Raw genomic sequence first — 20,512 nt, forward strand, 5'->3', positions numbered from 1 at the left:
TACAACTACCTCGAAATTAATAAATTGATTTTGAGCATTTAATTGTAGTTAAGATTTGAATATGTTTGGGGTTACTCAAATTTAAAGAAAGATAACTATGAAATGTTTTTAGTATGTTGCATATTATAAAATGAAACATAAAAAATAGATTTTGCAACAATAAAAGGCTTTATAACAAGGTCAGTAAGCGTTTACTGTAATAATGTACTACATCTTATTTTTACAAAAAAAGTTTGAGTAGAGTGAAATATTTTAATAAAATTTAGTTTTCAAAGCTCCAGTAAAGTCGGGCAGAAGGTAAATTATGAGAAATAACAAAGGGCTGTCTTTTTTGACACAGCCCTTTTATGAATATTTTTTGAAAATTAAAATGCTTCACCAATTCTAAAATAAATTCCCCAGTCTCCTTTACCGACTGCACCGTCCAGGCCAACATTGAATTTCGATTTTTTGAAAGGATTGTATCGGTAACCAACGCCACCTCCAGGATACATTTTCCAGTCAAAACTAGGAGTGTCAGAACCGTAAATGGTTGCAATACCAAAAAAGCCAACCAATCCCATTTTCTTTCCAAAGTTATATCGGTATTCACCTTGAATATCCATTAATCCTGAACCCCTGTATTTTCCTTCAGAATAACCGCGAATATCTGTTCCGCCAATAGTGCTTTGCTGTTCAAATGCGACATTTCCAAGACCGAACTTTCCATAAAAACGTGCCGCAATAACATCTTTGCCTTCTCGGGTTGGGAAATATTTATTGGCTTGAAAAGAAATTCGATTCGATGCCAGTTCGTTATCTAAAAATTTCGGATAAGTAGACCAGTCCATTCTAATTTTGTAACCCGTTGTCGGATAGTAAACGGCATCTCTCGTATCGTACAATAAATTAAAGACAACTGCATTACTGTGAGAAATAGAAGAAGGAGAAATATTATCTTCATAAACGGTATTGTAATGTGCATAAGTATAAGAAAGTCCGCCATAAAACTTGCCAACAATTTTGCGCTGACCTCCCAAACTCAAGATAGTTGTTTTGGTTCCGTAATCGTAAAAATCGGGCTGATCGATATCATCCACATAAAACTGTGAATTCTGATTTCCTGTAAAAAAGAAAAACTTTAAACGCCATTTGTCTTCATTTAAATACCATTTATTAAAGAATGCCAAAACATACGATTTATTGGTAGTATAAATAGCCGACATTCCAGACAGTGATTTAGGAGAAATAGTGTCGTTGTGGTTGAGTTTGTACATAGCCATCGGAATGACGCCAAACATAAAATCAAGGTTCCGATTATAGCTTAGATAAGGCATTACTCGCAGTTCGATTTTCTTTTCTTTTGTTTTTTTCGGAACCGAATCGGTAATTTTTTGACCGAAAGAAGGAGAAATAAAAGCTATAAAAAAGAGTAAAAGTAGAAAATGCCTCATTGTATAATTTGTTTAGTGAAAATTATATTGGCTTATAATTCTTAAAGTATGCTTTTTGGGTATATGTAAATTTAAATAAAAAATGTAAGTATTTGATATAAAAACAATTAAGTTTATGCGGGTGGGTTAAATATAGAAAGTAGTCTTTCTAAGGCATTTTTAGAATGCAGTTGTTCACCGTTGCTTACAGTGTCATTTAAGGCCTTCGCAGCTCTTTTCAGCATTCTTTCTTCAAAATAAGAAATAGCAGTTTTCATATCAGAAAATAGATTATTCGTTAAACAATCTGCCAATTCAAAAGCGTCAAGCATAGCCAGATTAGCACCTTTTCCCGCAAAAGGAAGCATTCTATGTGCTGCATCGCCAAGAATGGTCAGGTTTTCTTGTGTTTCCCAAGATTGGTTTTGCGGAAAATAATACTGCGGACGAAATATAAAGTGCAATTCTTCACTTTTAAAAAATTCATGCCACTCAGAACTCCAATCTTTGTAAACCTCTTTAAACCAATCATAAATCATCTGATTGTTTTTAAAATCCAAATCATTTTCAGTAATCCAGTTTTCAGGAATTTTACTGCCCAGAAGAAACATTAAAGAACCGTCTCCTTTTGTGCCGTACATGATCGTCTGTTCATTTCCTAAAGCCAGCACTTTTCCGCCTTTTGAAAATTCAAAAAGCTTGGGAGCATTTTCTTGGGCATTATAAATTGTACCTTCAATCATCGTTATGCCAGAATAAATAGGCTTTTGTGTGCTTATATAAGAACGAATATTAGAATTTGCTCCATCTGCGCCAATGACCAAATCGGCATAAACGGTTTTTCCATTTTTAAAGAACAATCTCCAGCCATTATTTTCTTTTTCCATTGAAAGGAATTGACTGTCCCAAACGATAGTTTCTGGTAAAAGCGAATGCAATAAAATAGCTCGAAGTTCTGAGCGATCTATTTCTGGACGTGGTTTTGATATGTCTTGAAGTGAATCATGGTCTGCGTTTGAAATTTCTTGAAAACCCGTTCCTTTAATGGCGTATTCATCAAATTTCAATTCAAAATTCTGATTTACAATTCGAGCTTTACTAGCATTTGGGCGAATCTTTTTGTAAAACTCATCTAGTAAATTTGCTTTTTCCATGGCTATTAAACCTGAATCTTCGTGTAAATCTAATGGAGAACCTTGTACACGAACTTTTGAGTTGAGGTCTCTTTCGTAAACCTTTACCTTTATATTTTGCAGCTGTAAAAGACGGGCTAATACTAAACCACCCATTCCGCCGCCAACAATGGCAACCTTTTTATTTTGTAGTAACATAGTTTGTAGTTAAAATCTATGTTGCAAAATTATTTAGAGGAAAGAGCAGATAATAGTATAAATCGGTCATTTTTGTTTTGAAAAAGCTCTTTTGGCAGTGATCCCGAAATTTTCTTGATTTCTTTAATAAAATGCGTTTGATCTGTAAAATTCTCCTCTGGAAAAAGTTTCCCTTTAGCAATATGTTCTAAGGAAGCACGAAAACGAAGAATCGAACAATAGGCCTTTAGCGAAACACCAAAATATTGATTAAAATACCGATTAATTTGACGGCTGCTCCAATTAGATTGCTCGGATAATTCTTTTACGGTCAGATTTCCGTTGGTTTCATAAATTAATTTGAATAGTTTTTGTTTTCGAGTATCTATTTCCTTTACTAATAAAGACTCGATTTTTGAAGAAGCTTTTTCGCAAAACAATTCAAAATCATCTAAATCATTTTCGTTAAAATCCCAAAAGTTGTTTTCAAGCAGTTTTCCTGAGTTTAAAATTTCAGTAATGCTTTCGCGGAAGATATGCTCAACAGCAGGAAGTTTAAAGCTAATGACAAAGGTTAAGCTATTGGCTGGAATTATCCCTTTTTCATACTGTTGCGTTCCTAAACCTAAAAGTCTAATTTGAAAAGAAGTTTTGGCGGTTTTCATTAAAGACAAATCAATTCGTCCATCAGGAAGGCCAATCGTTTCCAATGTTTGATCCGATTTATTTTGCATGCACCAAAAGCTATCTACAAAATCTAAGAGCTTTTTGCTGGGTTTTATGGATTTGTATGCTAAATCGTTGAACATTTTATCAAATTTTAAAGTGAAAGTAAACAAAATGTATTTTATTTCTAAGAAAAGAATCACTTATAGAAAGCTTATAAGAGACTTTCTAATTCGATAAAAAGTGCGATGAAAAACTTAACATTGGATAAGTTATTGTATATTAGTTGTTTGTGTTTGTTTTTTAGGAACAATGAAAAACTTAACATTGGCGAATGTCTTTTTCAATCTATCTTTGTTTATTATTTTTTGATGTTAATTTAATGATTTAATAACATTAAAAATTAGTTTAATTAAAAATAAATTTAATCAATTTCTTAAAATTAACAGAATAATGGCAAAAGAAATACTTGTTGATGAAATCAATCAGGAGGCAGAAGCTGTTTCGGTTATCTCTAATGACGAAATCGAACAAAAAGAGACTCCAGTTCTAGAATCTGCTGAAACTCCAGAAGCAAATCCAAAACCTAAAAGAGCTCCAAAGAAAGTGGCAGAAAAAGAGGGTAATACGGCAGAAGAAGCAGTACAAGAACCAACACAAATAGAAGAAATTTCATCTGAGGCTGAAGAAGAAACATCTGAAGAAAACAAAAATCAGCCAAAATCTAAAAAGAATAAAAAAATGAAAGAAAAAGACAAAGACAAAGAGAAAAAGAAAAAAGCTGTTGCTAAGAAAAAAGAAAAAGCAAAAGATAAAAAGAAAGAGAAAGCTAAAAAAGCAAAACTAAAAGCTAAAGCTAAAAAGAAAGCAAAAGCTCAAAAAGCAAAGGAAAAAGCAAAAGCGAAAAAGATTGCTAAAAAGAAAGCAAAAAGATCTAAAGCAAAAAAGAATAAGAAGAAATAATGGTTAATGATTAATTGTGAATGATTAATTGTGAATGGTGAATTGTGAATTGTGAATTGTGAATTGTGAATTGTTGAAGGTTATGTAGGATAGATATAACTTTCTGATATTTTCAGGCTGAGCGTATTCGAAGCCGAGCAAGATTCATCCATCTCAATAAAAGTATAAAGCCACAGATTACAAGATTGATACAGATTTTAAAAAATCATTTTAATCCTGTAATCTGTGGCTGTTTTTATTGCAGTTTTCAGTTTTCACAATTCACCATTCACAATTTTTGAGTTTTTTTCTCTATCGCAAGTTTGTCAATTTTTTGAAGAAATTCGGGGTCAAATTCGGAGTAAGCACGCAATCTGTATTTTTCGTCTCTAATCTTCATTACGAGAAGAATCTTCTGTACCATCAGCCAAATCGGCTCGTATCTTTTGTGGCCAAGCAAATATTGAATTTTAAGAATAGATATTTTTCGGTGGGAAAGTGTCATTAATTCAATGCAAATCATCCAATAACGAATAGGGAGATTGGAGTTTTCCATTACAGTTCCCGATCTTAGACTGGTTCTGCTGCCGCATTTTCTGCACTGAAATTTTAAATCATTTTGACGAAAAGAATGTACGTTATGCCCACATTTTCGGCACAAAAGTCCATTTTCTAGACGTTTGTTTTTGAGCTCTTCAATACAAGTTGCTTCATCAGAATATTTTTCAAAATAAGCGCGTAATTCCATTTATATAATTCCTTATTTAGGTTTCGAAATATAAAATATTTTGAAGAAATGAAGAGCAAATTGGAATAAAAAATAAAATTTTTTTGCGTTTTCTGAATAGTATTGATTGTGCCGATATATTTCGCTCACTTTGGGCTTTGAGTTATATAGCAGAGCTCCGGAGGAGCGCAATATTTATAGAAAGAAATAGCACAAAAGATATAAAGCTCCGGAGGAGCGACATAAAAACAGGTTTAAAAAATAAAAAGGAATACTCGCGAACGACTATTCCTTTTTATCAAGGGGGGGGCAAAACTTTGTTACAATTTACCTGCGATTTCTTTTTTATACTTATTAAGGATAGATTTTGTCATACCTAAATTAGCTTTTGTAGAATCTACAGCCAAATAAATAAAATAATCTTGATTATCAGAAACGTCGATAATGTGAATTTGAGAGCTTAATGTAATCATTACATTGTCAATAACTTGACCGTTTAAATTCAAAGCTTTAATAGCATTCATTTTGGCTTTTACTACTTCAAGGTTGTATGCAGATGCCAATTCTGGGTCAAAATCTGCAACTGCAGAGTGTGAATAATATGACATACCGCTTGCGATTTCAGCAACAGATACTGCGATGAAACCTGGGACGTTCTTTTTTAGGTCTTCCCCAAATTGCGTTAAGAAATCAGACATAGGTTTTTAGGATTTAATTAGAATGAATCGTTTTGGATAAAGCAAAATTAGTTATACAATATTATTTAATTATCCGTAATACGTACCTATTTTTATGCAAATAATAAAATTAACATAAGTTCTAAAAATCAGTTTTTTCGTTTCCTTAAATTGAATTTTGTTTTGATTTGAAAATGAAATAATTAAACAAAAAATGCTTCTGAAAAAGCGCTGCTGCACCATTTCAAAAGCATTTTCATTTAAGCAAAAAATAATTTTTTACTTGATTTCTGTTATAAAATCTTCTTGCGGAGTTCTTACTTTTTTCATGTTTACCAACCAATCATTTTCATGATCTCTGTATCCTAGAGGTAAAACTAAAACACTCTTTAATCCAAGTTCGTTTAAACCTAAAAGGCTGTCTACTTCAGCAGGAATAAAACCTTCCATTGGAGTTGCATCTACTTCTTGTTCTGCAGCTGCAGCGATTGCAACACCAAACGAAATGTAAGCTTGTTTTGCAGCGTGGTTAGCATGCCATTCTTGTCCAAGTGGCTCGTACATTCCCCAAAGTCTTTGTTTGTATTCGTCCATTGCATCAGCAGGAATTCCTCTTTCAGCAATTGTTCTGTCAAAAACAGCAGAAATTTTTTCTAAACTATAGCCGTCCCAAGCAGCCCATACCAAAACGTGAGAAGCATCTGTAACTTGACTCTGGTCAAAACTAACCGCTCTAAGTTTGTCTTTTAATTCTTTGTTTGTGATAACGAAAATCTTGTAAGGCTGTAATCCAGAAGAAGATGGAGCAAGCTTTGCAGCTTCAAGAATATAATCTACTTTTTCTTGCGGAACAGCTTGTCCGTTCATTTTTTTTGTAGCATAACGCCACTTTAGTGCATCTATTAAGGCCATTTTTCTTTATTAATTTAAAATTGTTTTCAAATGTAAACACTTTAAGTGTATTTTTGTCAACCGATTACCAAAAGTAACTGTAACATCGAGGTAACTTATAATAGAACATGCTAAAACAACTCGACCACGATCCTAAAAAATGCACGCAGCACATTATGGCGGTTCATGATGCCATGTATATCTTAAACGGAAGATGGAAAATTTCTATAATTGCATCACTTTGTTTTAACACCTTAAGATTTACCGATTTATTGCGGGAAGTAGAAGGAATTTCGGGAAAAATGTTGAGCAGAGAACTAAAAAACCTTGAAGAAAACCAATTGGTTACAAGAACCGTTTTGAATACGCAGCCCATAACAGTTGAATATCAATTAACAGAATATGGGCATACTTTAAAAGAGGTAATTGATTCTTTAGCAAAATGGGGACATAATCACAGAAAAAAGATTACGGGTAAAGAGTAAATCAGCTTTTGAATTCTGAAATTCTCTTAAAAAATCCTTGTGTAGCCAGTTTTTGCTCCGTTTCTTCAATAGCTCTCAAAAGATTGTTCTGATTATCGGTGATTTCGTTTAAAGCATTTTTCATCACCGTCCAAACGGGTTGCATTTTTACGACCAGTTCTTTTCCTTTGGCGGTAAGCACAATTAATCTCTTGCGTTCGTCTAATTTGTCTTTTTTAGAACTGATAAGTTTTTGTTTTTCTAATTCCTTCAATAAACTTATAGTTGACGGATGGCTATAGCCAATTTCGCTCGCAATTTCTACAACACTTAGCATTTCTTTAATGTGAAGCGTATAGATTACAGGAAACCATTTCGGTTCAAAATCAATATCAAAAGATTTATAAATTAAAGCACCGTCTTTGCGCAACTGTTCGCTCAGACGCTGCAACCGCGTTGATATGGCTAATATTCCAATCTCGTCAATTATATTCATTTTTATTGATTTAGGTTTAAATGACAAAAAACATTATCGGGTTTCATTAATGGAAAATCAGTTGGAAGCGCTTCTTTTTCGATTGTTACAAAATTATTCTTTTCGTAAAAACGTAAAGCCGCCTGCAATAAAGAAACCGTTCCTAAATATAAGTCTTTAATTCCTTTTTCTTTGCTGTATGCAATTAGTTGCTCTAATAATTGCTGAGCAATTTGAAATTCTTTACCTCTGTATTCTTTCTTAACGAACATTTTTCTGATTGCTGCAGCTTCAGAATTGAATTTTACCAAAGCAATTGTGCCAACTAATTTTTCGTCTATAAAAGCACCAAGAAAAATCCCGCCTGGCTTATAGTAAAAGTTTTCAATGTCCAATAAATCAGGCTGATCTTCTAAAGTCACAGGAACATTAAATTCTTTTTGCTGAATGTGTAAAATCAAATCTACGATTTCATTTTCGTACTTATTTTGTATAGGCTGAATTTGCATTTGTCTTGTAAATTAAATATGTGTACAAAACTACGTAGTTAACTACATATACACAACAAAAAAACTGCTGAGATCAGCAGTTTTAAGTGTTTTTTATGATTTCAAACGATTTCTGTTAGAAAATTTTATTCTTTAACTAATACAATAACAGCTTTGTAGCCCGTACCAACATTCCATTCGCTTGACGAAATAACCTGGCCTTTATCGTCATAAACTTTAAATTCGGCTGTATTTGGAGAAGCAAAACCTTCGTTTAAAGCTTCAATGTCAATTTTGTTGATTCCTTTTACTAAGTTTATTTTCACACTTTTAAAATCACCATTTAAGAAAACTTCAGGCTCAATTACTTGATCGTTTAAGTATACTTTTACTTTATCGCCATCTACAAAAGCGGCATCGCGATACATAATGGTCGAAGTAACGGCTGTTGTATTGAAATTACCTAAAAACTGATTTCTTCTATAAAATATTCCCTCAACATTTGCTTCTGGCTTATAAAGATTAGTGTCTTTAAACAACTCGTCTGGATTAACCTGAAGCGGTGCAGGCTTCTCAATAGGCGCTGGCGGGTTTTCTTTAGGGGAAGCTTCTGCTGGCGGAATAACTTCTTTTACAGGAGATTTTTTTGCCGGAATCGATTTGAATTTATTATCAAGTTCCTGAGCAAAACTGTGCAATGAAAAGGAAGCAAAGGCAATTATCAAAAATATTTTTTTCATGTTTTTCTACTATTAATCTTGTGTGGTATTGATTTAAAAAATTAGATGCATCATAATCTTTTATATATAAACATTTTATGAAACCAAATATTGTCTTGCTAGGAATTATTTGTCGAAAAATTAACTTCTTTATAAGCAAAATTAAAGTGTTTTCTGCTGAAACTGAATTATCTATATATTCTTGTGAGATTTTGAAGATTCTTTCTTTTATATATGGAAAGGGAAAATGTTTTAAATGATTAATATAAATTCCTTCTTTTTTATATTTATTTTATTGTAAGATATTGAATATTAATATTTTGTATATTTATTGTTCAATAAAATAATTTCTGGTATGAATAGGTTAAGTTTTATCTTTTTCCTTTTTGCAGTCGGTAGTTTTGCTCAGGAAAACAGCACAAATTCGAGTATTAAAAAGCAGATTGAAGATTATAATGCCTCATTTGCAATTGCTTTTACAAAAGGGAATCAAGACGATTTAGTAAAAGCGTATACAGATCAAACCATCTTTATGCCTGAGCATAGTAGGCAAAGAGTGGGTAGAAAAACGATTCGGGATTTTTACAAACAATGGTTGAAACAGGCAAAAATTACTTCCTATCAAAAAACAATTTTAGAATTACAGGATTTTGGAAACTATGTTTTGGAAATAGGAACTTTTAATGAAGACTTAAATCTAAACGAACAGAAAGCGTTTTCTTATATTGGAAAATATGCAGTTTTATGGAAAAAGTCTTCAAAAAGAACTTTGCCTCCAACAATTGCTGCTGAAATCTGGGGTTCGTCAAGTTATTTTGATGATAAAAATATTCCAGATATAAACGATATCGAAATTCCTAAGACTAAAAAATATATTCCGACAGACAAATTAACTTTAGAGGTAAAAGAAAGAAATAATACCATTAAAGAGCTGGTTCAAAATAGGCAAGGAGCAGAGCATGCCAAAATGTTTATGCCAGATGCAATGTATTTAACTTATTATACTCCAATTCTTTCGGGTGAAAAGGAAATTACGGATTATTTTACAGAACATGAAAAACCTGGTACACTGCGTATCGAACAAATTTCGATTGAAACTTCAAATATTATTTATTCACAAAAAGCGATTGTAGAATTTGGTTTTTACAGCGTTGATTGGCGCGATGGTGACAATCACGGGAATGTAAAAGGTAAAAGTATAAATGTTTGGAAAAAGGACAGTAATGGAGAGTTGTTGCTTTTTCGCCAGATTGTAAATCATGATTAACTTTTTGGTCTTTTTTAGATATCATTTATTTCTTCTGTTTGTTGTTGAATACTGATAATTTTGTATAATTTTGAATCCATCTTTATCATTTTTACACACGATGGGTCGATTACTTTGCATATTTTTTATTTTTACTACTTTTTATATTTATCCGCAACCTTCAACAAAAGAATGGATTGATAGTTTAAATACTATTGATAATCACGAAAAAAAAGTGGATTTAGCCCTAAAAATTGCTTCCCAACTTCAAGATTCTGATTGGGATAGAGCGATAAAATATGTAGAGCTGGCTGAAACAGAGGCAAAAAAAACAGAGAAAGCCGATTTAGCTTTAGCTAAAGTTTATTTATCTGCTGGAGGAATTTACAGTTCAAAAGACGTACTAGATATTACCTTGCAATATTATTTAAAGGCTTATGAAATTTATAAAAGCAATAACATTGAAGATGAAATTGTTCAGGTAGAAAATAATCTAGCCATTACTTATGGAAAAACCAATAACCAAGAAAAAGCGCTCAAGTATTTCCTAAATGTATATCGTTATCAGAAATCTAAGAACCAGCCAGAAAAACTGGTAAAAATATTAAACAACATTGGTACAACTTATCTTGGTAAAAGCTTAGATTCATCCCTGCATTATTATCATAAAGCCGATGCGATTGCAAAAAAACTAAAAAACAATACCTTAACAGTTTATGTGTACACCAATTTGGCTAGGGCTTATAGTTTAAAAAGAGATAAAAAAAATGCTGATTTGTATTTTGAAAAAGCTTTTTTATTAATAGATACTCCTATCGATGATTCACTAAAAGCCTTTGTTTTTGAATCGTTTTCCGAATATAATTTACAAGAAAAAAAACTGGATAAAGTCATTTTAAATGCGAAAAAGTCTTTGGAATATTCTCAAGGAAATCCATTTGGTTTTTCTAGCATGCGTTTGAACAAAATACTTTATGAAGCCTATTTACAAATGGGTGATTATAAAAATGCGGTTTTTTATTTTCAGCAGTTCAATAAAATTAGTGACAGTATTAATATCGAACAAAAGGCCGTAAATCTAGAAAGAATAAAACTCGAACAAGATTATAAAGTCCGAAGCCAGATTCGAACTTTAGTTGAAGAGAAAACCAGATTTAAGTATTATGTGGTTGGATTAATATTGGTTATTGGAATATTGACTTTAATTCTTTTGCTGATCCGTTATCGAAACCGAAATATTACCAATCAGCTGGAAAAAGAAAAATTAAAAGCCAAACAGCAGGAATTGAATCAAAGTCTCGAAGCCAAAAATATGGTTTTGGTAGGTAAGGCTATGGCCGAAATTCATCGTACCGATAATATCAACGAAATTCTGACCGATCTTAAAAAAATCAAACTCAAAACTGCCAACAAAGAATTGCAGCAGGCAATTGATATTGTTTTGAAACGTCTGGAAAAAGATTTGAATGCCGATATATGGAAAGAATTTGAAATTAGTTTTGAACAGGTTCATAAATCTTTCTTCGATAAACTAACCATCGATTATCCGGCACTTACTCCAAAAGAGCGCCGACTTTGTGCGCTGCTTTATTTAGATTTAACTACAAAAGAAATTTCTCAAATTACAGGACAATCTTTTAAATCGATAGAAAATGCCAGAACCAGATTGCGTAAAAAGTTCGATTTAACCAACGAAAAAGTAAATCTTTCCACTTATCTGAACAGTTTTAAAGGCGATTTATTGTAAAATAATTTTAAGTATAACTGTTTGATATAGTTGTTTTTAGTTTAAAAAGAGTGTTTTGTGAGTGCTCTATTTCTGCCTACGAGTGTTTTTGCATTAGTCCTTTTTTTTCGAGCCTTATAGCGTCCGTCTATTTTTACCAAACGATTATCAAAAAGAAGTTTGGATGAATACCACAAAAAAAGAAGAACCTTCTAAAAGTTTGGAAGAACTTTTGGAAGAAACAAAAACAAAAAAGAGTGCGCTCTTAAAAATTCTACAAAAAATAACGAAAGCAAGTTCTAAGAATCAACTGCCGAATTGATTCTAAGGGCTTGCTTTTGTGGTTTTCTGCGAACCATCACATCTATTAACTCGCAGCCTTAATACTAATTTTAAATTAAAAAAAATGAACCAGATTTACTCTAAACCCAGGTATTTGTTTCTTTTGTTAGGTTTCTTGGTCTGTTCCGCTGGAATGGCTCAGTCTCCTTTTCCAAAAAACAAAACATCTAATGCGCAGACAGCCGTACAATCGCCAGCTGCTAATCAGAAAAAAGAGCAGCTTTCTCAAAAAAGACTGATCAGAATGCTAATCCGGATGATGATTCTAACATTCTTTCACCTCAAAAAAGTGTCAATGGAACAGCACTTTCGCAGCAAGAAAGTGATGATGTAAATAAGAGATTAAAAGCTAGTCAGAAACTTTTTGACAAAAGTCAAAGCGCTTCAACGGCAAAAAATGTTCAAAGTGCAGACAGCACAAAAGTGAGATCTTTTGCAAAATCGTCTAATTTGAATATCCGAAATGTATTTGAAGTTAAAAGAGCAGATTTTGAACTTTCGAGTGCAGATAAAATGCAACTAAGATCGGTTTCTGATAAACACGGCAGAAGTCTGGCAACGTATCAGCAAACACATAATGCTGTTCCTGTTGAAGGTGCGATTTATAAAGTGAGAGATAACAAGAACAAAATTGAAGCTTTTGGGCATATCAGTAAAAAATTGCCTGCAAACAGTAATTATAAAGTAAACGCGTCGGCTGCTTTACAAAATGCATTAAATACTGTAAATGCTAAAGAATATGTTTGGCAAAGCAAAAAATTATCGTCTTTAGTCCATAAAAAAATCAGTACAAAACCACAAGGAGAATTGGTTTATGTAGGACCTAATTTTTCTTCTGAATTAACAGAATATCATTTGGCATGGAAATACGATGTTTTCGCTACAAATCCGCAGTCAAGCCAGACGATTTATGTTGATGCTAATACAGGAAAAGTCATTTTAAAAATTGATTTAAGCAGAGATCTTCATTCGTCTTCTTCGCCTATTATTGATGGGAGAAGTACAATTGGTAAAGGAAAAGCAAGGTTCTCTGGAGATGTTACTTTTGGGACAACGCAATATTCAGATGGTTATAGATTGGAAACTTTGGAAGGAAAATACAAAGTGCCCATTTATACTTTGAATATGAATCATGCAGAACATGCATCTGATGAAGTGCTTACAGAATATATCGATGAAGATAATAACTGGAATGATTTATACAACAAAGATCACGATGAAGTGGCGATTGATATTCATTGGGGATTACAAAAAACGTTGAACTATTACGAAGAAAAATTTAGCCGAAATAGTGTTGATGACAAAGGAATGACCATTTTTGGTCTTGCTCACTTAGGAACCAATGTTGAAAATGCCTCTTGGACAGGAGGATGGGCGCAGTTTGGAGATGGTAAAAACCAGCCTTTTGTAAGTTTGGCCATTACTGGACATGAATTAACGCACGCCGTAACACAATTTTCTGCCGGATTAATTTACCAAGGAGAATCGGGTGCAATGAACGAATCTTTTAGTGATATTTTTGGGGTTTCTATTGAATTTTATGCTGGAAGAGATACTAAAAATGATATTTGGCTTTTGGGAGACGAATTGTATTCTCACGGAAGTTTAAGAAGCATGGCTAATCCAAAAGCGCAGGGACAGCCTGATACCTATGGAGGAACAAATTGGGTAAATCCAGCCAATACATCGTATGATAATGGAGGTGTGCACATTAACAGCGGTATTACCAATTATTGGTTTTATCTTTTGGCTGAAGGTGGAGAAGGGGTTAATGATCTTAATAACAGTTATACGGTTAAACCGATTGGTTTAGCTAAAGCTGAAAAGATTGCCTACATAGCGTTAACAGAATATTTATCGCCGTCTTCAAATTTTAGCGACATGCGTCAGGCAACTTTGATGGCAACAGAAGATTTGTATGGTTTAGGTTCTGAAGAGTTTAAACAAGTTACTAATGCTTGGTATGCCATTGGGGTAGGTACAGCTTATGCAGATCGACAAATAACTATTGTTTCGGTAGAAAATCCTTCAACTTCTTGCGGGCCATTAAAAGGTGACGAGCCTTTTTATATTACACTAAGAAATACAGGAACTTCTGTTATTAAAGCGGATGAAGCTTTAAATTTCAAATTAAGAGCCATGGCAAGCGCACTTGGCAGACTTATTACTTTTTATACCATTGATGGGAAAGTTCCTTTTACTAAAGATTTAGGAATTGGAGAAGAAACAACTGTTGCGATTAAGAGTGCAATACCATATCAAATAAATGCGACGAGCTACGTAGAAGTTAAAGTAGATCTTGATCCTATTGTAGATTTTGGCGTTAAAGAAGGATATTCTTTTGTTACAGGTATATATGTTGCCACTGCACAAAAAGATTTTGATATCAAAGCTACAGCTTTAGATCTTCCAATGTATACTGGAGATTTGCTTACAACAAGTTATACTCCGGCTATTACAATTTTTAATTTAGGCTGTCAGGATATTCCAGCGGGAACTGTTTTAAAAATTGGATATGCCGATACCAAAGCAGGAAGCGCAACAATTTGGAAAGATGTGACATTGCAGACTGCTTTTAAGGGAAATTCAGAAATGAAAATATCTTTTGATACTGCTGTCGATTTATCAGTGGCGGGCTTACACACTTACGAAGCTTATGTAAGCTATGATAAAGATCCAGTTACGACAAATAATAGTATCATAAATGCTGCTTACAGCGATGTTATTGCGCAATTTCCTTATTGTGAAGGATTCGAAAGAACGCCTGGAGGATGGAACACAAAAGCGTTAAGCGGGAATCAGAAGTTTGTATTTCAAAATTATCCTGCAACTTTTAGAACTGTTAAATCACAATATATGTGGGGAATGGTAGACTTTAAAGGAACTGACAGAATGGGACTTAATTCTGATTTCGTTTTAGAATCTCCAATCTTCGATTTTACTAATGTAGTTTCTCCATATGTTGAATTCGATTTGTATTATTTACTGCATAGAACTTACGATGGTTTAATTGTTGAATATTCTGAGGATAAAGGTAAAAGCTGGAAAAAAATAAATACAGTAAATTATCCAGAAATAGAACATGGCAATGATTTATTTGATGGAGCTTGGTTTACAGGTGTAAATACCCAACTTAGAAAAGATCCGTATCAAATTCGTTTAAATGAATTAGCAGGAAAAAAAGCCGCTATTCGTTTCCATGTAAAATCGGATGACTATTATGACGGATTCTTAGGCGGATTTATAGATAACATTTTAGTGAGCGATGCGCCTTACGATTTAGAAGTTGTATCGGCAAAATTAGACGCTGGTAAATGTGATATCAATAATAATAATGCGGCAGTAATTGCTAAAATAACAAACAATTTTGCGACTGCAAGTCAGGAAGTTATTATTACAACTAAAATTCTGGATGCAGCAAAAGTCGAAGTTTTTTCAAAATCAGAAAAAACAACTTTAAACTTCGCTAAGTTTAAAGACATGATAAACTATTCTGTTCCTAATATTAATCTAAAAAATATCGGAGAGCATACGATTTCGGTTTCTGTTTTTCCTGAAGACATGGCAAAAGACCTTAAGCAAGGAAACAATGCCGTAACATTAACGTACGATAATTGGAATAATGAAGACATGAAAGTTTCTGTACTTCCGTACAAAATGGATTTTGAAGACGATACTAAATATAAAGGATGGAGAACTTCTGAAAATAAAGGTTCTGCAGGATGGAAACATGGAGTGCGAGCAGATTTAGGCTCTCCAGGATGGTTTCTTGAAGATCACACCAAGTTTATGGCAAGTAATGATGACAAATGCAATTGTGATGCTTCAAACGATATGCTGGTTTCACCAGTATTTGATTTAACCAATTACAAAGAAGCACACTTAGCATTTGATGGTTTTGGAGATCCGCAACAATGGTCAGACGGTTTTGTAAAAGTAAGTACCGATGGTGGAACAACTTGGAAAGAGGTGTTTAAAATGCCTTATTATGGCGCTTGGTTTGGATATAATGTTGATTTAAGTGCTTATGCTGGAAATTCTTGTGTTATGGTTGCCTTTCAGCAAAATGACAACGGCTTTTTTGGTAATGGTTTTGCAGTAGATAATATTGAAATTACACCAACTAAAAGTAATTTACAGCTATCGAATTTAGTTGTGGGTGAAACGGTTTATGAAGATGTACCTTCGCATGAGTTTTATATTGATGCAAGAAATGTAGCTTATAAAACATTGGAGAAAGTTACTATCAAATATCAAATTCTTCAGAACGGAAACGCCATTGGTGAACCAGTTTCATTAGAAAGAACTAAAACGATACGACAAGGTGAAACTCTTGTTTATAAAATAGACGGTCTTCCTAAATTAGCAGCTGGAAATTATGAAATTAAAGTACAAGCAACTGCCGATGGAGAGGCAAATACAGATGTTAAAAGTCTTACTGCATCTTTTCAAGTTGTTGAAAAAGCATTGGAACTTAGCAATGAGGATTTCTCTAACCTGACGCAAGGTTCAATATTTGGATCAAAAGGGTTTATTTCGAATCAAAGTGATGAAAATTATCCTTGGAGAGCGGTTACAACTCCAGATAATACCTATTTGACGGTTCCGTTAAAAAACCGAACAGGAGACGCTAACGGTAAACTTTTATACAGTCAATTAGAAGGTTATTATTACTATAGCGAATTAATTTCTCCACTTTATAAACTATCTGCAAGTGCTACAGCTTTAGAGTTTTATTACGCTATGCAAAGTAATGTCAATGATGCTTTAATTGTAGATATTAAGCCAGTTGGCGGAGAATGGACTGAAGCTTGGAGAGCAACAAATCAAGGAACTTATGTAGATACCGAATGGCAAAAAGCAGTCTTAAACATTACCAAATATGCTGGAAAATCAGTATTGTTCCGTTTTAGACATGCAAAATCAGATGGGTATTCTTATATGGTTTTAGATGATCTTAAAGTAATAAGTGAGGCTGTTTTAGATGTTTCTGTTCAAATTTTGTCTCCAAAAGATATTTGTGGCAATAGCGAAGTAAAAGTTAGACTGACAAACGAAGGGCAAGTTGCGATTAAAGAAAATTCTATCCAGTTAGATTTGGAGTATAGTAATACATCAGAAAAAATCTCAGAAGCCGTTGCATCAGGAATTCCGGTTGGCGAAAGTATTGATTATACTTTTATCAAACAGCCTAAATTAGATGACTCTGGAGATTCTCATGTATTTGCCGTGAATGCAAAAATGGAAAACGATGCTATCGAACAAAATAATAGTATCAAGAATTATGTATACCAAGGTGTACCGTCAGATTTTAAAATGTTTGATGTGTCAGTTATCCATGCTTATGCAGGTAAAAGTGTATTTCTGGATGCAGAGAGAAACTTTTCTGCTAAAGAATTAGAAGCGACTTCATACAAATGGAGCTCTGGTGAAACTACCAATTCTATCAATGTTGATAAAGCAGGAGATTATACCGTAACAGCAACATTGGAAAATGGATGCAGCCTTACTGAAAAAGTAACTGTGGTATTTGATACTTTCGAATCTGAGCTTCCAAACGGAGATGTTTGTGGTCCAGAAGTAGTTTTAAATCCTGGAAATTATGCTGCTTACGAGTGGTTTGATGGTTCTACAGATCCAACTTTCACTACAACAGAAAGCGGAGATTATTTCGTAACGGTTTACAACGAACACGGATTAGGAAAAATTTTCACTACAACGATTAATGTTCTTGAAAACACAGTTCCAGAAATCCAGGCATTAGAAGGAAATAAAATTACAGCTTCTAGTGATTCTGCTGGCTACCAATGGTATTTAAATGGAAGACCTTTGCCAAATGCAACCGAAAAAACAGTTGCTACAATTTGGGAAGGAAGTTATAGTCTTCAAGTAACCAATGCACACGGCTGTACAAGTATGTCTGCTCCAATTGATTCTAAAGGGTTGCTTATCGGAAAATTGACAAATTCATTCCGAGTTTTCCCAAATCCAGTGGCAGATAATGTTAATATCTTCTTGGCTGAAAAAGCAGAAGGAGAAGCTGAAATGAAAATTTACTCTATGGAAGGCAATGCCGTTTGGAGTAAAACCTATTCTGCTGTTCCGTCAAGCGTAAATGTAAGTCAGCTTGCAACTGGAGTTTATATTTTAGACTGTACAGTTCAAGGTAAAAAGTACACGGCTAAGATCATTAAAAAGTAACAAAAATACAGATAGAAATGGCAGTTCTCGCGTAGAACTGCCCTTCCTAAAAACAAACAAATACGATGAAAAAATCAAAGCTAATAATCTGTGCACTAATGATGTGTGCAGGTGTAATGGCCCAAACCGAAAAGGTGAAACTGGGAGTAAAAGCGGGTTTGAATATTTCGAGCCTAACGTTTGATGATAACGAATTGAACTCCTCTGATAAAACAGGATTTACAGCCGGTTTAATGGCTGAAATTCCGTTGGCAAAAAACTTCTCGGTACAGCCGGAGTTATTATACAGTCAGCAGGGAATGAAATTGTCTTATTCAGATCCAGAAGTTCAAAACTCACATTACAAAAGCACCATTGCCTTAAACTATTTAAACATTCCAGTAATGCTGAAATATTATGTTGTTAAAGGGTTGAGTTTACAAGCTGGGCCTCAAGTAGGAATACTTTTAAAAGCAAACAATAAATATCAAGACAACTTTTTAGGTTATGATAACCATGAAGAAATGAATTTAAAAGAGTATTCAAATGGAGTAGATGCTTCTCTAAATTTTGGATTGGGTTATCAGTTTAAAGACAAATTTTATGCAGATGCAAGATATAATGTTTCTTATACTGATGTTTTTAAAGATGTAACCGCAAACACGAATTATAGTATTAACAGCGATATGAAGAACCGAATTTTTCAAATAACAGTAGGTTATTTTTTTAAGTAGAGTTAGTAACATTCTTCTTCATATCTTTTTTAAACCACTCTTTTTTAGGAGTGGTTTTTTTGCTTTAGTAATATTAATTTTGAACCTATTAGCTATTTCTTTGAAGCGATATCACAAATAAGTCTTTTTGCTAGAATAAATAACACTACTTATATTATTACATTTGTATAGTAATTCTATAGGATTTGTGTATATATGATTCAGGCAAACTCATTTAAATTAATTGTCTTTTTACTGTTTTTATTAGTTAGTGGATATTTAAATGCACAAAAAAGCGATAGTTTGTCGCAGCAGTTTTTGATGAATATAGAAATACGTCCAAGAGCAGAATATACTTCAAATTATATACTTCCTCCAAATGACTCGATAGATCCTTATTTTTACATAACGCAGAGAAATAGAGTTTCAATGCAATACTTGCGTGAAAAATGGTTTATAAAATCCGATTTACAAGAAATTCATTTGTGGGATGAAGCAAATTCAAATTCTAAAGTCGGAAGCATAAATTTTTATCAGTTGTTTTTGGAAACGAAATTTAAGGACATAAACTTTCGTCTAGGAAGACAAAATATTTTATTAGATAACGGCAGATTATTTTCGGATGCGCCTTGGGCTCAGCAGGGTAGAGCCCATGAAGGAATTCGAATTATGAAATATACGCCACATTTTGCCCATGATTTTTTCTTTGTTTTTACGAGAAAATACAATACAAGTTTTGAAAGTGCTTATTCTCCAGTTGCTTCCAATAAATACAAATACATGCTAGTGTACAACTTTAGTTATAATTCGAATAAAAATCTTTCTTTTAATTCTATAAATACAGTTGATTTTTTAGAGAAAACAAATTCAGAAACACTATACACTCGCGCCACTACAGGAGGAAGAATTGAGTTTAAAAAGAAGCAATGGTATTATACTTTAAACAGCTATTTGCAATTTGGTAGAAATCAAAAAGGGCAACATTTGTTTGCATACTATTTCCAGCCAGAAGTGAAATTATCATTGCCAAAAACTACTTTACGATTAGGAGCGGAGATAATTAGCGGAAGCAGTTTACAGACAGGGAAAGAAAATTCAGGAGACTTTGATGTTTTATATGGCGTTACTTGGAAGTTTAATGGAAACATGAATGTTTTTACACGTTTTCCTGCTGATGTTGGAGGAAAAGGTCTTGTGAATCCATATTTGTTTGCTTTGTTTCCAATAAATTCAAAACTTACGTTTCGTTCAGATTTTCATCTTTTTTATACACAATATTCTTTGCAGAATAATTTAAATCACACAATGTCAAAATTTTTAGGATTTGAAAATGATATTTCTATAAAATATGTTCCTATTAAAGAGTTAGAAATTAACGGTGCATTTTCATTTTATAAATCTACAGATTCAATGACAAACCTTCCCAAGGTACAAGACGTAGAAAAACTGTCGTTTTGGAGTTACTTGATGGTTTCGTATTCTTTTAATGCGATCAATTTTAGAAGAAACAAAAAATAATAGGCTTTAAAATCTT

Annotated in this window: 17 protein-coding genes and 1 pseudogene; 9 read left to right on the plus strand and 9 right to left on the minus strand. The window is 33.1% G+C overall.

The window, feature by feature from the left end; genetic code table 11:
* Positions 1 to 365: 365 nt before the first annotated feature.
* The 3 genes from QLQ95_RS19280 to QLQ95_RS19290 all read right to left on the minus strand — a co-directional run bounded on the left by QLQ95_RS19280 (position 366) and on the right by QLQ95_RS19290 (position 3,531).
* Complete coding sequence (locus QLQ95_RS19280) at positions 366 to 1,433, minus strand: BamA/TamA family outer membrane protein (RefSeq protein WP_482501203.1); 1,068 nt, start codon at positions 1,431 to 1,433, stop codon at positions 366 to 368.
* A 113-nt stretch (positions 1,434 to 1,546) separates the two neighbouring features.
* Complete coding sequence (locus QLQ95_RS19285) at positions 1,547 to 2,743, minus strand: FAD-dependent oxidoreductase (RefSeq protein WP_482501205.1); 1,197 nt, start codon at positions 2,741 to 2,743, stop codon at positions 1,547 to 1,549.
* A gap of 29 nt (positions 2,744 to 2,772) precedes the next feature.
* Positions 2,773 to 3,531, minus strand: a complete 759-nt coding sequence (locus tag QLQ95_RS19290; RefSeq protein ID WP_482501207.1) for a helix-turn-helix domain-containing protein — start codon at positions 3,529 to 3,531, stop codon at positions 2,773 to 2,775.
* 310 nt (positions 3,532 to 3,841) lie between these two features.
* Between QLQ95_RS19290 and QLQ95_RS19295 the strand changes: the two genes are divergently transcribed.
* Complete coding sequence (locus QLQ95_RS19295; RefSeq protein ID WP_482501209.1) at positions 3,842 to 4,351, plus strand: hypothetical protein; 510 nt, start codon at positions 3,842 to 3,844, stop codon at positions 4,349 to 4,351.
* Between the two features lie 277 nt (positions 4,352 to 4,628).
* On the opposite strand, the pseudogene QLQ95_RS19300 reads toward QLQ95_RS19295, so the two are convergent.
* The 3 genes and pseudogenes from QLQ95_RS19300 to QLQ95_RS19310 form a co-directional block, all read right to left on the minus strand.
* A pseudogene (locus QLQ95_RS19300) lies at positions 4,629 to 5,078 on the minus strand (transposase); the annotation flags it as partial.
* A gap of 299 nt (positions 5,079 to 5,377) precedes the next feature.
* Positions 5,378 to 5,755, minus strand: a complete 378-nt coding sequence (locus tag QLQ95_RS19305) for a hypothetical protein (RefSeq protein WP_095927542.1) — start codon at positions 5,753 to 5,755, stop codon at positions 5,378 to 5,380.
* Positions 5,756 to 6,013: 258 nt separating this feature from the next.
* Entirely contained in the window at positions 6,014 to 6,646 is a 633-nt protein-coding gene (locus QLQ95_RS19310; RefSeq protein WP_095927541.1) for a nitroreductase family protein, read from the minus strand.
* 107 nt (positions 6,647 to 6,753) lie between these two features.
* On the opposite strand from QLQ95_RS19310, the gene QLQ95_RS19315 reads away from it, so the two are divergent.
* Entirely contained in the window at positions 6,754 to 7,110 is a 357-nt protein-coding gene (locus QLQ95_RS19315) for a winged helix-turn-helix transcriptional regulator (protein ID WP_248726529.1), read from the plus strand.
* A gap of 1 nt (position 7,111) precedes the next feature.
* Here QLQ95_RS19315 and QLQ95_RS19320 read toward each other — a convergent pair whose 3' ends face one another.
* From QLQ95_RS19320 to QLQ95_RS19330, 3 genes are all read right to left on the minus strand, one after another.
* Complete coding sequence (locus tag QLQ95_RS19320) at positions 7,112 to 7,585, minus strand: MarR family winged helix-turn-helix transcriptional regulator (protein ID WP_095927540.1); 474 nt, start codon at positions 7,583 to 7,585, stop codon at positions 7,112 to 7,114.
* Positions 7,586 to 7,587: 2 nt separating this feature from the next.
* The gene (locus tag QLQ95_RS19325) at positions 7,588 to 8,073 is read right to left on the minus strand and encodes a GNAT family N-acetyltransferase (protein WP_095927539.1); all 486 of its coding nucleotides are present in this window, start codon (positions 8,071 to 8,073) and stop codon (positions 7,588 to 7,590) included.
* A 125-nt stretch (positions 8,074 to 8,198) separates the two neighbouring features.
* A complete protein-coding gene (locus tag QLQ95_RS19330; protein ID WP_095927538.1) occupies positions 8,199 to 8,792 on the minus strand; it encodes a hypothetical protein in 594 nt (197 codons plus the stop codon).
* A 334-nt stretch (positions 8,793 to 9,126) separates the two neighbouring features.
* Here QLQ95_RS19330 and QLQ95_RS19335 point away from each other — a divergent pair, with 334 nt between their 5' ends.
* The 7 genes from QLQ95_RS19335 (at position 9,127) to QLQ95_RS19365 (ending at position 20,496) form a co-directional block, all read left to right on the plus strand.
* Positions 9,127 to 10,038, plus strand: coding sequence for a YybH family protein (locus QLQ95_RS19335; RefSeq protein WP_482501213.1), 912 nt, complete (start codon positions 9,127 to 9,129; stop codon positions 10,036 to 10,038).
* Between the two features lie 100 nt (positions 10,039 to 10,138).
* Positions 10,139 to 11,764 (plus strand): tetratricopeptide repeat protein, encoded by a 1,626-nt coding sequence (locus tag QLQ95_RS19340; RefSeq protein ID WP_482501215.1) that lies wholly within the window; start codon positions 10,139 to 10,141, stop codon positions 11,762 to 11,764.
* A 163-nt stretch (positions 11,765 to 11,927) separates the two neighbouring features.
* Complete coding sequence (locus QLQ95_RS19345) at positions 11,928 to 12,065, plus strand: hypothetical protein (RefSeq protein WP_320495080.1); 138 nt, start codon at positions 11,928 to 11,930, stop codon at positions 12,063 to 12,065.
* An 84-nt stretch (positions 12,066 to 12,149) separates the two neighbouring features.
* Positions 12,150 to 12,419 carry a hypothetical protein gene (locus QLQ95_RS19350; RefSeq protein WP_482501217.1) on the plus strand — a complete coding sequence of 90 codons (270 nt, stop codon included), beginning with the start codon at positions 12,150 to 12,152 and terminating at the stop codon, positions 12,417 to 12,419.
* A gap of 89 nt (positions 12,420 to 12,508) precedes the next feature.
* Positions 12,509 to 18,286 carry a M4 family metallopeptidase gene (locus QLQ95_RS19355; protein ID WP_482501219.1) on the plus strand — a complete coding sequence of 1,926 codons (5,778 nt, stop codon included), beginning with the start codon at positions 12,509 to 12,511 and terminating at the stop codon, positions 18,284 to 18,286.
* A gap of 65 nt (positions 18,287 to 18,351) precedes the next feature.
* The gene (locus QLQ95_RS19360) at positions 18,352 to 18,999 is read left to right on the plus strand and encodes a porin family protein (RefSeq protein WP_320495078.1); all 648 of its coding nucleotides are present in this window, start codon (positions 18,352 to 18,354) and stop codon (positions 18,997 to 18,999) included.
* A 195-nt stretch (positions 19,000 to 19,194) separates the two neighbouring features.
* The gene (locus tag QLQ95_RS19365) at positions 19,195 to 20,496 is read left to right on the plus strand and encodes an alginate export family protein (RefSeq protein WP_482501221.1); all 1,302 of its coding nucleotides are present in this window, start codon (positions 19,195 to 19,197) and stop codon (positions 20,494 to 20,496) included.
* Positions 20,497 to 20,512 lie beyond the last annotated feature (16 nt).

The organism is Flavobacterium sp. B330r, assembly GCF_056824325.1.